Source organism: Pantoea sp. X-Soil-YNGN-844 (assembly GCF_059730595.1).
In genome coordinates, this window is the sequence record NZ_AP036007.1 from 3,091,171 (window position 1) to 3,107,060 (window position 15,890).

17 protein-coding genes are annotated in these 15,890 nt (G+C 53.8%); 7 read left to right on the forward strand and 10 right to left on the reverse strand.

Translation table 11 applies throughout. From position 1 onward, the window contains the following. Window positions 1-9: 9 nt before the first annotated feature. The 5 genes from lepA to rpoE form a co-directional block, all read right to left on the reverse strand. A complete protein-coding gene (gene lepA, locus AC6I8C_RS14285) occupies window positions 10-1,809 on the reverse strand; it encodes a translation elongation factor 4 (protein ID WP_033783908.1) in 1,800 nt (599 codons plus the stop codon). Window positions 1,810-2,027: 218 nt separating this feature from the next. Then, the gene (gene rseC / locus AC6I8C_RS14290) at window positions 2,028-2,492 is read right to left on the reverse strand and encodes a SoxR-reducing system protein RseC (protein ID WP_033783909.1); all 465 of its coding nucleotides are present in this window, start codon (window positions 2,490-2,492) and stop codon (window positions 2,028-2,030) included. Continuing rightward, window positions 2,489-3,445 carry a sigma-E factor regulatory protein RseB gene (rseB, locus tag AC6I8C_RS14295; RefSeq protein WP_013358762.1) on the reverse strand — a complete coding sequence of 319 codons (957 nt, stop codon included), beginning with the start codon at window positions 3,443-3,445 and terminating at the stop codon, window positions 2,489-2,491. The genes rseC and rseB overlap by 4 nt, the downstream gene beginning before the upstream one ends. Continuing rightward, window positions 3,445-4,098 carry an anti-sigma-E factor RseA gene (gene rseA / locus AC6I8C_RS14300; protein WP_497822866.1) on the reverse strand — a complete coding sequence of 218 codons (654 nt, stop codon included), beginning with the start codon at window positions 4,096-4,098 and terminating at the stop codon, window positions 3,445-3,447. Before rseA ends, rseB begins: the two co-directional genes overlap by 1 nt. Window positions 4,099-4,128: 30 nt before the next feature. Beyond that, window positions 4,129-4,704, reverse strand: coding sequence for an RNA polymerase sigma factor RpoE (rpoE, locus tag AC6I8C_RS14305; protein WP_013358764.1), 576 nt, complete (start codon window positions 4,702-4,704; stop codon window positions 4,129-4,131). Window positions 4,705-5,117: 413 nt separating this feature from the next. Between rpoE and nadB the strand changes: the two genes are divergently transcribed. Then, window positions 5,118-6,737, forward strand: a complete 1,620-nt coding sequence (gene nadB, locus AC6I8C_RS14310) for an L-aspartate oxidase (protein ID WP_497823347.1) — start codon at window positions 5,118-5,120, stop codon at window positions 6,735-6,737. Here nadB and trmN read toward each other — a convergent pair. Next, window positions 6,722-7,471 carry a tRNA(1)(Val) (adenine(37)-N(6))-methyltransferase TrmN gene (gene trmN / locus AC6I8C_RS14315; RefSeq protein ID WP_497822867.1) on the reverse strand — a complete coding sequence of 250 codons (750 nt, stop codon included), beginning with the start codon at window positions 7,469-7,471 and terminating at the stop codon, window positions 6,722-6,724. The genes nadB and trmN overlap by 16 nt on opposite strands. A 164-nt stretch (window positions 7,472-7,635) precedes the next feature. Between trmN and srmB the strand changes: the two genes are divergently transcribed. Beyond that, complete coding sequence (gene srmB, locus AC6I8C_RS14320) at window positions 7,636-8,964, forward strand: ATP-dependent RNA helicase SrmB (RefSeq protein ID WP_497822868.1); 1,329 nt, start codon at window positions 7,636-7,638, stop codon at window positions 8,962-8,964. A gap of 217 nt (window positions 8,965-9,181) precedes the next feature. On the opposite strand, the gene grcA is transcribed toward srmB, so the two are convergent. Further along, window positions 9,182-9,565 carry an autonomous glycyl radical cofactor GrcA gene (gene grcA / locus AC6I8C_RS14325; RefSeq protein ID WP_497822869.1) on the reverse strand — a complete coding sequence of 128 codons (384 nt, stop codon included), beginning with the start codon at window positions 9,563-9,565 and terminating at the stop codon, window positions 9,182-9,184. A 242-nt stretch (window positions 9,566-9,807) separates the two neighbouring features. Between grcA and ung the strand changes: the two genes are divergently transcribed. After that, a complete protein-coding gene (ung, locus tag AC6I8C_RS14330) occupies window positions 9,808-10,488 on the forward strand; it encodes a uracil-DNA glycosylase (RefSeq protein ID WP_033733557.1) in 681 nt (226 codons plus the stop codon). 59 nt (window positions 10,489-10,547) lie between these two features. Here ung and grpE read toward each other — a convergent pair whose 3' ends face one another. Then, window positions 10,548-11,129, reverse strand: coding sequence for a nucleotide exchange factor GrpE (gene grpE, locus AC6I8C_RS14335; RefSeq protein ID WP_003848585.1), 582 nt, complete (start codon window positions 11,127-11,129; stop codon window positions 10,548-10,550). A gap of 122 nt (window positions 11,130-11,251) precedes the next feature. On the opposite strand from grpE, the gene nadK reads away from it, so the two are divergent. The 3 genes from nadK to bamE all read left to right on the forward strand — a co-directional run bounded on the left by nadK (window position 11,252) and on the right by bamE (window position 14,410). Continuing rightward, window positions 11,252-12,130 carry an NAD(+) kinase gene (nadK, locus tag AC6I8C_RS14340; RefSeq protein ID WP_003848582.1) on the forward strand — a complete coding sequence of 293 codons (879 nt, stop codon included), beginning with the start codon at window positions 11,252-11,254 and terminating at the stop codon, window positions 12,128-12,130. Between the two features lie 84 nt (window positions 12,131-12,214). Further along, a complete protein-coding gene (gene recN, locus AC6I8C_RS14345; RefSeq protein WP_143813124.1) occupies window positions 12,215-13,876 on the forward strand; it encodes a DNA repair protein RecN in 1,662 nt (553 codons plus the stop codon). A 186-nt stretch (window positions 13,877-14,062) separates the two neighbouring features. Then, on the forward strand, window positions 14,063-14,410 hold the full coding sequence (bamE, locus tag AC6I8C_RS14350) for an outer membrane protein assembly factor BamE (protein ID WP_497822870.1): 348 nt from the start codon (window positions 14,063-14,065) through the stop codon (window positions 14,408-14,410). Window positions 14,411-14,501: 91 nt separating this feature from the next. Here bamE and AC6I8C_RS14355 read toward each other — a convergent pair whose 3' ends face one another. Both AC6I8C_RS14355 and AC6I8C_RS14360 read right to left on the reverse strand, forming a co-directional pair. Next, window positions 14,502-14,795, reverse strand: a complete 294-nt coding sequence (locus tag AC6I8C_RS14355) for an RnfH family protein (protein ID WP_013358773.1) — start codon at window positions 14,793-14,795, stop codon at window positions 14,502-14,504. Next, window positions 14,788-15,222 (reverse strand): type II toxin-antitoxin system RatA family toxin, encoded by a 435-nt coding sequence (locus tag AC6I8C_RS14360; protein WP_013358774.1) that lies wholly within the window; start codon window positions 15,220-15,222, stop codon window positions 14,788-14,790. The genes AC6I8C_RS14355 and AC6I8C_RS14360 overlap by 8 nt, the downstream gene beginning before the upstream one ends. A 158-nt stretch (window positions 15,223-15,380) precedes the next feature. On the opposite strand from AC6I8C_RS14360, the gene smpB reads away from it, so the two are divergent. Beyond that, window positions 15,381-15,863, forward strand: a complete 483-nt coding sequence (gene smpB, locus AC6I8C_RS14365; protein WP_033733561.1) for an SsrA-binding protein SmpB — start codon at window positions 15,381-15,383, stop codon at window positions 15,861-15,863. Window positions 15,864-15,890: the final 27 nt, after the last annotated feature.

A 15,890-nucleotide genomic window follows, 5' to 3' on the forward strand; every position in this document is an offset into this window, starting at 1 on the left:
TGGAAATCCTTATTTGCTGTCCTTACCGACATGCAGAATGGCGAGGAACGCTTCCTGTGGCAGCTCAACGTTACCAACCTGCTTCATACGCTTCTTACCATCTTTCTGTTTCTGCAACAGTTTCTTCTTACGACTGACGTCACCCCCATAACACTTGGCGAGAACGTTTTTACGCAGCTGTTTAACCGTTGAGCGAGCAATAATGTGGTTACCGATGGCAGCCTGAATCGCAATATCAAACTGCTGGCGCGGGATGAGATCTTTCATTTTCTCAACCAGATCGCGGCCACGATAAGGCGCATTGTCGCGGTGAGTAATCAGCGCCAGCGCATCCACACGTTCAGAGTTAATCAGTACGTCGACACGCACCATGTCTGAAGGCTGGAAACGTTTGAAGTTGTAATCCAGTGAGGCATAGCCGCGCGAGGTGGATTTCAGACGGTCAAAGAAGTCGAGAACCACTTCTGCCATCGGAATTTCATACGTCAGTGCAACCTGATTGCCGTGGTAAACCATGTTGGTCTGCACGCCACGCTTCTCAATACAGAGCGTAATAACGTTGCCCAGATACTCCTGCGGCAGCAGCATGTGACATTCCGCGATGGGCTCACGCAGTTCTTCGATGTTGTTCAGTGGCGGCAGCTTGGATGGGCTGTCGACATGAACAATTTCGCCGCCGGTGGTCACAACTTCATACACTACCGTCGGTGCAGTGGTAATCAGATCGAGATCGTATTCGCGCTCCAGACGCTCCTGGATGATCTCCATGTGCAGCAGACCGAGGAAACCACAGCGGAAACCAAAGCCCAGCGCCGTTGAGCTTTCTGGCTCATAGAACAGCGAGGCATCGTTCAGGCTCAGCTTGCCGAGCGCGTCACGGAACGCTTCATAGTCGTCAGAGCTGATCGGGAACAGACCGGCATAAACCTGCGGCTTCACTTTTTTAAAGCCTGGCAGCGCTTTGTCTGCCGGGTTGCGTGCGGTGGTCAGGGTATCCCCCACCGGTGCGCCGAGGATATCTTTAATGGCGCAGACCAGCCAGCCGACTTCACCGCAGTTCAGTTCATTACGGTCAACACGTTTTGGGGTAAAGATACCCAGGCGGTCAGCGTTATAGACCTGCCCGGTGCTGAGAACTTTGATCTTGTCACCTTTACGCATGGTGCCGTTTTTCACACGCACCAGCGAGACAACGCCCAGGTAGTTATCAAACCAGGAATCGATAATCAGTGCCTGCAGCGGACCTTCCGGATCGCCTTCCGGCGGCGGAATATCGCGCACTAAGCGTTCCAGCACGTCCGGAACGCCGACGCCGGTTTTAGCGGAGCAGCGCACCGCATCAGCCGCATCGATGCCGACAATATCTTCAATCTCCTGCGCAGCGCGATCGGGATCGGCGGCTGGCAGGTCAATTTTGTTCAGAACCGGCACTACTTCCAGATCCATCTCCATCGCGGTGTAGCAGTTCGCCAGTGTCTGCGCTTCAACACCCTGACCCGCATCCACCACTAGCAATGCACCTTCGCAGGCAGCCAGTGAGCGGGAAACTTCATAAGAGAAGTCTACGTGGCCCGGAGTATCGATGAAATTGAGCTGGTAAGTTTCGCCGTCTTTCGCGTGGTAATCGAGTGTGACGCTCTGTGCTTTGATAGTAATGCCACGCTCACGCTCCAGATCCATGGAGTCAAGAACCTGCGCAGCCATCTCACGGTCAGAGAGGCCACCGCAGATCTGAATAAGGCGGTCAGAGAGCGTAGATTTGCCATGGTCGATATGAGCGATGATGGAGAAATTTCTTATGTGCTTCATTTATAGGGATATCTTCGCTTAAAATTCAGTTGAAAATCTGAGCACAGACACATTCAGGAAGATCGCTCTTTACCCACAATCCTGTCAGCCTCATTAATGACGACGCATATTACACTGTTAACGCCGCGCATAAAAGAATGGAACGTGGTGGAAGCGAAACAGATATCTGCGCAAGGCAGAACGGACAAAGGCCGCGGGATGCGCGGCCTGGACGTACATTACGCTTCGCTTTCAACACGCAGCGCATCGGGAGGGAGAGCGATGTTCAGAATGACCGGCTGAAAGGCTTCGCGATCGCCAAATTTCATTGAAACGCCTTTCGCGACAATAAAGCCGCCGATGCCACCCAGCAGTGCGCCACAGGCGGCCGCCAGATCGCTGCTGAACAGCGATTGAAACAGGCCGGCAACCACAAACAGGCCAAACAGCGGCGTCATGTAGACCAGCAGCGCTGAACCCAGCAGGCTGCTCTCTTTGATGCCTAACTCAATGCGCTGTCCCGGCTGCAGCGGCTTGCTGCTGGCAATCTGCATCACGTGAGCATTCTTTGGACCGAGTTTGTTCAGCATATGGCTGCCACAGCCTTTGCGTGCCTGGCAGCTGTTGCAGGACGTTTTTGCTTCGGTGTGCAGTGTGGCAATGCCATCCTGCCATGCCACCACGGTGGCCCATTCTCTCATCATTTTTGTGACCCCAGGTCGATGCTGTCCGCAATACGTTTTGCGGTTGAGGGCGGTAATTCGCCGATCACCGCAATTTCGTTATTATTGCGCACAACGGTCTGGACCGTACGACGCCCAGTGCGCAATGTCTGGGTTGTGCTGCTTTTATCGGCTGGCGTCACGTTGATCGCGAAACTAAACAGACCATCGCTGTAGAGCTTCGACTCAATATTTTTGTTCAGCCCCGGCAGCGTGCGACGATTCTGCGACACCAGCGACATGCCTGCGGGTATCCAGCCTGGCTGCCAGGCGACGGTAACCGCGTCCCCTTTCGGTACGGACAGCGACGGTGGCAGATTCGCTTTCTCCAGCCCCTGCATCAGATTGCGCACCCCTTCATCCACCGCAAAGCTGATGACGCGGAACTGCTCCAGCGTTTCACCATCACGATCGAGCAGGTCGATGCGCAGCGGCAGCTTGGTGTCCACATCCAGCCAGACCACATAGCTGTAACGCGTGCCATCGCGTGACACGATGCGCAACACATCACACATCTGATCGGCAATGCGCGAGCGTCCCACGGTAATAAAATCGTAGGCAGTAGCGAGTTTGGTGAAGTCAGCAAAAATCACCGACGGCAAAGCGTCAATAATGTGATTGCCTGGAAGCGAAAAGGGATCAAGGCCGGGTTCGAAGTAGCTGATATCGTTGCCACGCTGGATCACTTCCCGACGTGGCCCGTCCATCTGCAACAGCTGCGCGAATATCCGGTTATCGATCACAGCATGACGATAACGCAGCGATTCAATGCCGATGCGCGAGACGTTGATATAGGCAAATTCGTAGTTGAGGTTCTGACTAGCCTGCTCCATCTGCTGCAATAGCGCCCCGGACGCAGTAGTTTGCGCCGGGGCGGCAGATGACCACAACAGGCTGCCTGTCAGCAGGCTAACAGCATACCAAAACGGCTTCATTACTGCTGCTGCTGTCCTAATGACTGGTTTCCGGGAACATCAACCTGCGCCTGTTTTGGCGCATCGGTTTCAAACTGCAGCTGATCAGCATGCAGACGACGTTGCAGTTCATAGTCCTGCAGCATGGCGTTCACGCGACGACGCTGATCCTGAACCTGCTGATTTGAACTGTTGGTGTCAAAGGCATCAGACGGCACGCCCAGGCTCACCGGTGAAGCTTTACCCATCATCGGCAGCGTATTAAACACCGGAGAGTCAGAGGTCTGCGTGGCGCTACCCTGCGGCTGGTTGTAGTGCTGAACACCCACGATCACGGCCAGTGACACACAGGCAGCTACGCCCACCTGAGTCAGTTGCGCAGCCCAAGGGCGCGCTTTTTTCAAGAACGGCATTTTTTCCCAGCGGGAAGGTTCTGGCTGAGCTTCAGGGATCAGCGTGGTAACCGTACGCAACGGTTCTTTTTCGATAGCAGCAGCGACGCGCGCAGAGATATCAAAATGCAGGACATCGCCCACATCACCGCGCATGGTATCGCGAATAAGATGATAGCTCGCCCAGCTTTTCTGTAGTTCTGCGTCCTTAGACAAGGCGGAAAACAGCTCGTTATCTAAGGTCTCACCATCCATTAAAGCGGAAAGTTTTTCTTTCTGCATGCCTATGTACCCTTCCAGTAGCCGTTATCACTAACGTTGGATAAGCGGTTGAACTTTGTTATCAATGGCCTCTCGCGCACGAAAGATACGTGATCGAACAGTGCCTACCGGGCAATCCATAATGACGGCGATCTCTTCATAACTCAGACCGTCCAGTTCCCTGAGGGTGATTGCCATACGCAAGTCCTCTGGTAGCGCCTCGATGGTACGAAAGACAATTTGTTTCAATTCGTCAGACAACATTAAGTTCTCAGGGTTCGAAATTTCTTTTAGTGCACCCGCACTTTCGAAATTTTCTGCGTCAATAGCATCCACATCGCTGGATGGCGGACGACGCCCCTGAGCAACCAGGTAATTTTTCGCTGTGTTTACCGCAATGCGGTACAGCCAGGTATAAAACGCGCTATCGCCCCGGAAAGAGTCCAGTGCGCGATACGCTTTAATAAACGATTCCTGTACTACATCAGGCACGTCGCCCGAGGGAACATAGCGTGAAACCAAACTCGCCACTTTATGCTGGTAACGAATCACCAGTAAGTTGAACGCTTTTTGATCTCCCTTCTGTACCCGCTCGACAAGGACCTGATCCGTTAACTGCTCGCTCATCCGAGGTAATGTCTCCCCAAATTTTTCATATGCATAAAGTAACTGCCAGCACATCTCATGTTCTGAGCAAGCATGCGCTTAGAGTTGTGATGTGGTGCGAAGTTCACTTCCCGCCGTGATATTTACCGCTCCGATGGAGATAACACAGGTTGTTCGTTTTCGTTCAGTGTCAGGAGCGTAAATCGCAGGCAGAGTAACCTATGACAACAGCTTTTTCATCATTAAATCCTTTAGGTTTAATAAGTTTGCTATATAAAACCACAGCTGAAGCAGCATGCTTTTAACTTACTGATTATAGGTGACTTTAAATAATTATCAGATTAACGCGCGCATCTGATGTTTAAAATACTTCACAGAACTCCCTATTACGCTTATGCTCAGGCCTGGTCTTGTTTAGTAAATTAAACATAATGATGAATGCGAACCCGGATTATCAGTGTGATGTGTTGATTGTGGGCAGCGGTGCAGCTGGACTGTCGCTGGCGTTACGGCTGGCAAAACATTATCAGGTGACCGTTCTCAGTAAAGCGCAGGTCAATGAAGGGTCAACCCTTTATGCACAGGGCGGTATTGCTGCGGTGTTTGATGAGACGGACAGCATCGAGTCACATATCGAAGATACCCTGATTGCCGGCGCGGGATTATGCGACCGAGAGGCCGTGTCGTTTATTGCCAGTAATGCCCGGCATTGCGTGCAATGGCTTATCGACAACGGCGTTGCGTTTGATCTCGATCCGCAGGCGGCGGGTGACATGCGCTATCACCTGACGCGCGAAGGCGGCCACAGTCATCGCCGCATTCTGCACAGTGCTGACGCCACCGGCCACGCGGTAGAAACCACGCTGGTGAGCCAGGCATTGAGCCACCCTAACATCCGGATTCTGGAGCGCACCAACGCGGTCGATCTGATTCTTTCAGATAAAATCGGCCTGCCTGGCGCTCGCCGGGTGGTGGGTGCGTGGATCTGGAATCGTAATCGCGAGCAGGTCGAAACCTGTCGGGCGCGGGCCGTCGTCGTTGCAACCGGCGGTGCCGCCAAAGTCTATCAATATACTACTAACCCTGACATCGCCTCCGGTGATGGCATCGCGATGGCATGGCGCGCGGGTTGCCGGGTGGCCAATCTGGAATTTAACCAGTTTCATCCGACCTGCCTGTTTCATCCGCAGGCGCAGAATTTCCTGTTAACCGAAGCGTTACGCGGAGAAGGTGCCTGGCTGTTACGTCCCGATGGCAGTCGTTTTATGCCCGACTTCGATGAACGCGCCGAACTGGCCCCGCGCGATATTGTTGCCCGCGCTATCGACCACGAGATGAAACGGCTGGGCGTTGACTGTATGTATCTGGATATCAGCCACCAGCCTGAAGAATTTGTGCGCGCACACTTTCCGATGATCTATGAGAAGTTGCTGACCTTTGGCTTTGACCTGACCAAAGAGCCGATTCCGATTGTGCCTGCCGCGCACTACACCTGCGGTGGCGTCGTCGTCGATCGGCACGGTCAGACCGATGTCAGTGGCCTGTATGCCATTGGCGAAGTGAGTTATACCGGCCTGCATGGCGCTAACCGCATGGCCTCCAATTCGCTGCTGGAGTGTCTGGTGTATGGCTGGTCCGCGTCAGAGGAGCTGATGCGTACTCTGCCCGGCATTGAAGCCGTCACAGCCCTCCCTGCATGGGATGAGAGTCAGGTTGATGACGCCGATGAACGCGTAGTGATCCAGCATAACTGGCACGAATTGCGTCTGTTCATGTGGGATTATATGGGAATCGTCCGCACCACCCGGCGGCTGGAACGGGCGTTACGCCGCATCAATCTGCTTCAGCAGGAGATCGATGAGTATTATCACCACTTCCGCCTCTCCAATAATCTGCTGGAGCTGCGGAATCTGGTGCAGGTCGCAGACCTGATGGTGCGCTGCGCGCTGGAGCGAAAAGAGAGTCGCGGCCTGCACTATATCCGTGACTATCCGGACTTACTGCCAGAAGCGCTGCCAACTATTCTGACCCCGCCGGGTTACATGAAGAGGTAAAAGTCCTGCGTCAGGCTACACCACTCATCGGAATAGCGAGTATCTGGTGCGCGGATTGCGAGACGCTCCAGCAGCGTTTCCCCAGCCTGCGGCGACAGACCCAGTACGACGCGGTGTGGCGGACGATGGACATATTCCGCCACGTCCAGCCGGAAACGCAGATGCCAGCCATCGGCCTGCGCCAGGGTGATAAACGTCTCCCCAATATCGACGGGCAGCACCACGCAGAACATCCCCTCTTCTTCAATTAATAAGGCTGCACTGCGTAACAGCGTCTGATGATCGAGCGAGGCCGTCGCGCGTGCATTGTCCCGTGCCACGGTAGAACAGGCTACGCCCGGCGTGAAATAAGGGGGATTGCTGACAATCAGCGAGTAACGTTTATCGCACTGCTCAGCCCAGTTGGCGATATCCTGCTGATGAACCTGAATACGTTCAGGCCACGGTGACTGCTGCACATTCTCCTGCGCCTGCTGTGCAGCTTCAGGTTCTAACTCCACCGCATCGATTTGGACCAGTGACGGCGTGCGCTGCGCCAGCATCAGCGCGATTAGCCCGCTGCCGCTGCCAATATCCAGAATACGTCTGACTCCGGCGACCGGCGCCCAGGCACCAAGCAGAATGGCATCGGTGCCCACTTTCATCGCACAGCGATCGTGGGCAACAAAAAATTGTTTAAAGGTAAATCCGTTCTTGTTTAACTGAGGCCGTTCACGCGGCTTATCCTGCATCATTCGTCACTACCATCGTTTTTTCCTGCCGCACGGCAGCGCATGAGTGTAACGTGACGACAGTGGGAATTCACGCAGCAGACAACCCCAGGCGCAGCGGAAACGGATTAACAGATGAAGATTCAGTCTGATCTGTCTATAATCAGCGCCCCAAACTGAGGTAGACCATGACAGTAACCACATTTTCCGAACTCGAACTCGACGAAAGCCTGCTACAAGCGTTGCAGGAAAAAGGCTTTACGCGCCCAACAGTGATCCAGGCCGCTGCAATTCCGCCCGCGCTGGAGGGCCGTGACGTTCTGGGTTCGGCACCTACAGGAACCGGGAAAACCGCCGCGTATCTGTTACCGACGCTGCAGCACCTGCTTGATTTTCCGCGCAAGAAATCCGGGCCACCCCGCATCCTGATTGTGACCCCAACCCGTGAACTGGCGATGCAGGTTGCCGATCATGCGCGTGAGCTGGCGAAACATACGCATCTGGACATCGCTACGATCACTGGCGGCGTGGCTTATATGAACCATGCCGAAGTCTTCAGCGAAAATCAGGACATTGTGGTCGCGACCACCGGCCGTCTGCTTCAGTACATCAAAGAAGAAAACTTTGACTGCCGCGCCGTAGAAACCCTGGTGCTGGATGAAGCGGACCGCATGCTTGATATGGGCTTTGCGCAGGATATCGAAACCATCGCGGCTGAAACGCGCTGGCGCAAGCAAACCATGCTGTTTTCCGCCACGCTGGAAGGCGACAATATCCGAGACTTCGCCGAGCGTCTGCTGAACGAACCGGTTGAGCTGGAAGCGGATCCGAGCCGTCGCGAGCGCAAAAAGATCCAGCAGTGGTACTACCGCGCGGATGATCTGCAGCATAAAACCAAATTACTGATTCATCTGCTGAAGCAGCCGGATGTGACGCGCAGCATCGTGTTCGTGCGCAAGCGTGAACGTCTGCATGAGCTGGTGAGCTGGCTGCACGAAGCGGGGATTCGTAGCAGCTATCTTGAAGGCGAAATGGTGCAGGCCAAGCGTAACGAAGCGATCAAACGTCTGAGTGAAGGCCGCGTAAACGTGCTGGTAGCAACGGATATCGCCGCGCGCGGCATCGATGTTGAAGATGTCAGTCACGTTTTCAACTATGACATGCCGCGCACCGCCGATACCTATCTGCACCGCATTGGTCGTACCGGTCGTGCGGGCCGCAAAGGCATCGCCATTTCACTGGTTGAAGCGCACGACTTCGTTCTGCTGGGCAAAATCACCCGCTACGTGAACGAGCCGATCAAAGCGCGCGTGATTGATGAGCTGCGTCCTGAGACGCGTGCGCCTAGTGCTAAAACCACGGGTAAACCGTCGAAAAAGGTGCTGGCAAAGCGTGCCGAGAAGAAAGCGAGCGAAACAGAAAAGCCGCGCGTGAAAAAACGCCATCGTGATGCCAAAAACGTCGGCAAACGCCGCAAGGCAAGCGGCACTACGCCAGCTAACGAGAATGCGGAATAAAACATCACACGCATAAAAAAATCGCCTCACAGGAGGCGATTTTTTTTATCTGATAATCAGTTACGGCCTTTTCAGAATGTTTTTTCTGCCAGTGCCCTTTCTTCACAACACTGACATCCGCATGCCGGGTAATTAACTGCTTATCTATTTAATAATACTAGTAAAAATTGCCGTGTGTGCTTTGCGCTAATTTTCAGCGCCCGATAATTCAGGCGGTTTACAGACTTTCGGTAAAGGTACGGGTGATCACGTCGCGTTGTTGCTCAGGCGTCAGTGAGTTAAAACGCACGGCATAGCCTGAAACACGAATGGTCAGCTGCGGGTAGTTTTCTGGATGTTTTACCGCATCTTCCAGTGTTTCGCGACGCAGAACGTTGACGTTCAGATGCTGTCCGCCCTCAACGCGCACCTGCGGTTTGATTTCAACCGGCACTTCACGGTAAGCGAATTCGCCCAGTTCGCTGATGGCGACAACCTGATCTTCTTCATAGCCCGCTTTTGCACACAAGCAACGCGCTTCAGCTTTCTCTTCATCCAGCAGCCAGAAGGAGTTCAGAAGTTTTGAATTGTTAGTTTGAGTGATCTGGATACCAGTGATCATGATTGCGTCTCCCGGATAATACGTGAATAAATCAAATTTGAGGCCCCGGTATACCATCGTTCATTCGACACAGCCTTGACCTGTATCAATATTAATCAGCCATTCAGCGCGCTTTTTAGCTAACCCATTGATCTCAAAATGCCTGCCAGCTAAAAATAATTTGTATTTTTCAAATTATTTTTGCCTTCAGGTCAGCGGCAGGAACGGCTAAGCTTACTCCACTAACGTTAAGGGAGTTAAACATGGCTGAAAAGCTGACCTGGCACGACGTGCTGGCTGAAGAGAAAGAGAAACCCTATTTTATTGAGACGCTGAAGCAGGTAGCCGATGAACGCGCCGCGGGTGTAACCGTCTATCCGCCGCAGAAAGATGTGTTCAATGCGTTTCGCCTGACGGAACTGGGTGACGTCAACGTCGTGATTCTGGGGCAGGATCCCTATCACGGGCCAAATCAGGCGCACGGGCTGGCTTTCTCGGTGCTGCCGGGCGTTCAGGTACCGCCCTCACTGCAGAATATCTATAAAGAGCTGATGCAGGATATTCCCGGCTTCCGGAAACCCGATCACGGCTTTCTTGAGAGCTGGGCAAAACAGGGGGTAATGTTGCTGAACACGGTGTTAACGGTTGAGGCGGGTAAAGCCCATTCCCATGCTCGTTTTGGCTGGGAGACCTTTACGGACAACGTGATTGCGGCGATTAACCAGCACTGTGAAGGGGTGATTTTCCTGCTGTGGGGCTCACATGCGCAGAAGAAAGGCAGCATTATCGATCGTAAGCGCCATCATGTGCTGCAGGCGCCGCATCCCTCGCCGCTCTCCGCGCACCGTGGATTTTTCGGCAGCAAACACTTCTCAACGACTAATGAACTGCTGAGCGCTGCTGGTAAAAAGCCGGTGGACTGGACGCCGGTCTTACCTGAATAGCGCCCAAACGCACACGGCCGCGTCAGTGCGCGGCCGTGTAACAGGATTCAGGCGTTGAATCAGCTTTTAGCTTTAGAAACCGCCACCATCGCCGGGCGCAGCAGGCGGCCATTCAGCGTATAGCCACGCTGCATCACCAGCATGACATGGTTAGGTTCAAATTCTTCAGACTCCATCATCGACATCGCCTGATGGACTTCAGGGTTGAATGGCACGCCGGTTTCGCCGACCACTTCAACACCGAACTTACGCACGGCACCGAGCAGTCCCTTCAGCGTCAGTTCAATCCCTTCGATCATGGATGCCAGCTGTGGGTCCTCTTTATTGGCCACTTCCAGCGCACGTTCCAGGCTGTCGATGACCGGGAGCAGTTCATTGGCAAACTTCTCCAGCGCAAACTTGTGCGCCTTCTCAACGTCCATCTCGGCACGACGACGAATGTTCTCAACCTCAGCCTGCGCACGCAGTTGGGCATCGCGTACACCGGTCTGCGACTGCGCTAATTCAGCTTCGAGCTGAGCAATACGCTCATCACGCGGATCCACCTCTGCTGCTGTCTCCGCTTCCTGAGGTTGCTGCTGATCCTGCTGAATTTCGTCTGAGACTTGCTCGTTTGGGGTGTTCTGTTCTTTACTACTCATGAATTTCTCCGCGTTTTGCACATTCATTTCGCTGGTTGGCTTATTATGGGGATTGGTATGACGGATTCAAGGGAACCTATCACATTGCCTTGCCGTTTTGGCTTATAAGGAACACCGACCAGATGAACAAACACTTTAACTGCATTGGTATCGTGGGTCATCCGCGCCATCCCACCGCGTTAACCACGCATGAGATGCTCTGGCGCTGGCTGACAGCCAAAGGTTATCAAGTGATCGTTGAGAAGCAGATTGCGCAGGAGCTTTCGCTTCACGACGTGCAGACCGGCACGCTGGCAGAGATTGGTCAGCAGGCTGATTTAGCGGTCGTCGTGGGCGGTGACGGTAACATGCTGGGCGCAGCGCGGGTGCTGGCGCGCTATGATATCAAAGTGATTGGCATTAACCGCGGTAACCTCGGTTTTCTTACCGACCTTGATCCGGATAATGCGCAGCAACAGCTGGATGAGGTGCTGCAGGGTAACTATTTCGTCGAGAGCCGCTTTCTGCTGGAAGCGCAGGTGTGCAAATCTGACTGCTCACCGCGTATTGGCTCCGCCATCAACGAAGTTGTGCTGCATCCCGGCAAAGTCGCGCACATGATCGAATTTGAAGTCTACATTGATGAAGTGTTCGCCTTTTCCCAGCGCTCTGATGGGCTGATTATTTCGACCCCCACTGGCTCTACCGCCTATTCCCTCTCTGCGGGTGGACCGATTCTGACGCCATCACTCGAAGCGATTGTGCTGGTGCCGATGTTCCCGCATACGCTGTCAGCGCGGCCACTGGTGATCAACAGCAGCAGTACCATTCGTCTGCGCTTTTCTTCACGCCGCAGCGACCTGGAAATCAGCTGTGACAGCCAGATTGCGCTGCCAATTCAGGAAGGTGAGGATGTACTGATTCGGCGCAGTGCCGGTCATCTTGATTTAATTCATCCTAAAAACTACAGCTATTTCAATACGCTGAGTTCAAAACTGGGCTGGTCAAAAAAATTGTTCTGAAAACCGGCCTCACCTCTTTACTGGATAAAAAACCAGTTTATACTGTATGAAAAACCATATGTGTTTATTCATACAGGTGAACCTATGCTGGCCCAACTGACCATCAGTAATTTCGCTATCGTTCGTGAGCTCGACATTGATTTCCAACGCGGCATGACGGCAATCACTGGTGAAACCGGTGCCGGTAAGTCTATCGCGATTGATGCGCTGGGATTATGTCTGGGCGGCCGTGCCGATGCCGACATGGTGCGTCAGGGTGCCAGCCGGGCTGACCTCTGCGCCCGCTTCCAGCTAAAGTCCTCCCCTTCTGCTCAGCGCTGGCTGATGGATAATCAACTCGACGACGGCAACGAGTGTCTGCTGCGTCGGGTGATCAGTGCTGATGGTCGTTCCCGTGGCTTTATCAATGGCACGGCGGTGCCACTTTCTCAGCTGCGCGATCTGGGCCAGCTGCTAATCCAGATCCACGGTCAGCATGCACACCAGCTTCTGCTCAAACCCGATCATCAGAAGCATCTGCTGGATGCCTATGCCGGTCACGACGATCTCCTGCAGCAAATGCGCGCCAGTTATCAGACCTGGCACCAGAGCTGTCGTACCCTCGCGCTGCATCAGCAGCAGGCGCAGGAACGCGAATCACGCCGCGAGCTGTTGCAGTATCAGCTCAAAGAGCTGAACGAGTTCGCGCCGCAGCAGGGCGAATATGAGCAGATTGACGAAGAGTACAAGCGTCTGGCCAACAGCGGACAGCTGCTGTCGACCAGCCAGCAGGCGCTGCAGCTGTTAGCAGACAGCGATGACAATAATCTCAACAGCCTGCTCTACACCGCGCGTGAGATGATTTCAGAACTGACCTCGCTGGATGAGAAGCTGAACGGCGTTCATAACCTGCTGGAAGAGGCGGCGATTCAGCTGAGCGAAGCCAGCGACGAACTGCGTCACTACTGTGACAGCCTTGATCTGGACCCCAATCGCCTGTACGAACTGGAAAAGCGTATTTCCCGCCAGATTGCGCTGGCGCGTAAGCATCACGTCACGCCAGAAGCGCTGCCTGAACTGCATCAGCAACTGCTGGCGGAAGCGGAGCTACTGTCACAGCACGAAAGCGATCAGGAAAGCCTGCAGTCGCTGGTGGGTGAACATTATCAGGCGGCACTGCAAAGTGCAGAGCAGCTGCATCAGCAGCGCAGCCACTTTGCCGATGAACTGCAGCAGCTGATTACGCAGAGTATGCATCTGCTCTCAATGCCACACGGCCAGTTTAAAATCGCGCTGACCTTTAATCCGGATCAACTGACGGCAGATGGCGCGAGCCGCGTCGATTTCCAGGTGACGACCAACCCAGGTCAGCCACTGCAGCCGTTAGGCAAAGTCGCTTCGGGCGGTGAACTGTCACGTATCGCGCTGGCGATTCAGGTGATCACCGCGAAGAAAATGGAAACGCCGGCGATGATTTTCGATGAAGTGGATGTCGGAATCAGCGGCCCGACCGCTGCCGTCGTCGGTAAACTGCTGCGTCAACTGGGTGAATCGACCCAGGTCATGTGCGTCACCCACCTGCCGCAGGTTGCCGGTTGCGGACATCAGCACTTCTATGTCAGCAAAGAGACCGATGGCGCGATGACCGAAACCCATATGCAGCCGCTGGACAAGCGGGCGCGTCTGCAGGAACTGGCGAGACTGCTGGGCGGCAGCGAAGTGACACGCAATACCCTGGCCAACGCAAAAGAACTTTTAGCCGCATAGCAGCGCACTTTTTTAACGTACCGTGGTCATATGCTTGCTCTGTAGAGGTTTCCAACGGCGAAAAGGTTTATTATCATCGGCACTTATGTTGTCAGAGTAATAAAGCCTGCCGCAGGCAGAGTTCAGATTTTGATGGCAAGAAAGCCGCCTGTTAAAGGCGTTTGGCCCCGGAAAAGGAATGTATAGATGCGCTGTAAAACGCTGACTGCCGCGGCAGTGGTAATGTTGATGATGACCGCCGGATGTTCCACCTTAGAGCGCGTGGTCTATCGTCCTGATATCAACCAGGGTAACTATCTGGTTGCCAACGATGTGGCCAAGATCCATACCGGTATGACACAGCAGCAGGTGGCTTACACGCTCGGTACGCCGATGATGAAAGATCCGTTTGGCAGCAACGTCTGGTATTACGTTTTCCGTCAGGAGCCAGGCCATGAGAGCGTGAAGCAGCAGACGCTGACGCTGACCTTTGATGGCAACGGTGTTCTGACTAACATCAATAACAAGCAGAATCTGTCCAAGAACAACGACTGATTTCACGACAGACCGTTTTAAAGACAGCAAAAAAGGCGCATTGAGCGCCTTTTTTATGCCTGTTATTCGCTGATTCTGCCGATATAACGACTTATTTTTTGCTTTCTGCCGCCCGCTCTGCGCGCTGACGACGCAGCTCTTTAGGATCGGCAATCAGCGGACGATAGATCTCGATACGATCGCCCTCCTGAACCACATCATCCAGCTTCACTGGCCGACTGTAGACGCCGACTTTGTTGCTGGCGAGGTCAATCTCCCGACGCAGTTCCAGCAGGCCTGACTTCAGGATGGCCTGCTCTACCGTGCTGCCCTGCTCCACTTTCACGTAAAGCTGATACTGCTTTTCAGGCAAGGCATAGACCACCTCGACGGAGATATCAGGCACGGTAGACCTCTTTGGCGCGCTGAGTGAAGGCCTGCACCATGCTGTTGGCCAGCTCTTTGAAGATACGTCCAAAGGCCATCTCTACCAGCATATTGGTGAATTCGAACTCCAGGCTTAACTCAACCTTGCAGGCATCATCGCCCAGCGAGACGAACGTCCAGCCGCCGGTCAGCTTGCGGAACGGCCCATCAACCAGTTGCATATGGATGCTCTGGTTATCAGTCAGGGTATTGCGGGTGGTAAACGTTTTGCTGATGCCCGCCTTCGACACATCCACCGACGCCGTCATCTGATTATCAGACGCATCCAGCACGCGGCTTCCGGTACAACCCGGCAAGAATTGCGGATAGGCATCCACGTCATTTACAAGTTGGTACATCTGCCCGGCACTAAACGGGACCAGCGCCGAACGACTAATCTGAGCCATAATGGTTCCTGTTCATCACAAAACCGCTGAATAATAGCATTTTCAGCGATTAAACAAAAATGTCCCCAAGTGAGGGTGTGCTAGAATATCCCGTTTCCTGCTGCCCCGCTGGACTGGGGATGCGATAACCGACTAAGTGATGTAAAATACGCCGCACTATGACAAAGAAAAAAGCACACAAACCCGGTTCTGCCACTGTTGCCATGAACAAACGCGCCCGCCACGAGTACTTCATTGAAGAGGAGTATGAAGCGGGATTGTCGTTACAAGGATGGGAAGTTAAGTCACTTCGTGCCGGTAAAGCCAACATCAGCGACAGCTATATTCTGCTGCGCGATGGCGAAGCCTTTCTGTTCGGTTCAACCTTTCAACCCTTAGCCGTTGCCTCCAGCCACGTAGTCTGTGACCCGACGCGCAGCCGTAAGCTGCTGCTGAAGCAACGTGAACTCGACTCTCTGTATGGCCGCGTTAACCGCGAAGGTTACACCATCGTGGCACTGTCGCTGTACTGGAAGAATGCCTGGTGCAAACTGAAGATTGGTGTTGCACGCGGTAAGAAAGAGCACGACAAGCGCGATGACATTAAAGATCGCGAATGGAAATTAGACAAAGCACGTATCATGAAGAATTCAGCGCGCTAAGCACTGGACTTTCAGCTGTTTAGTTGC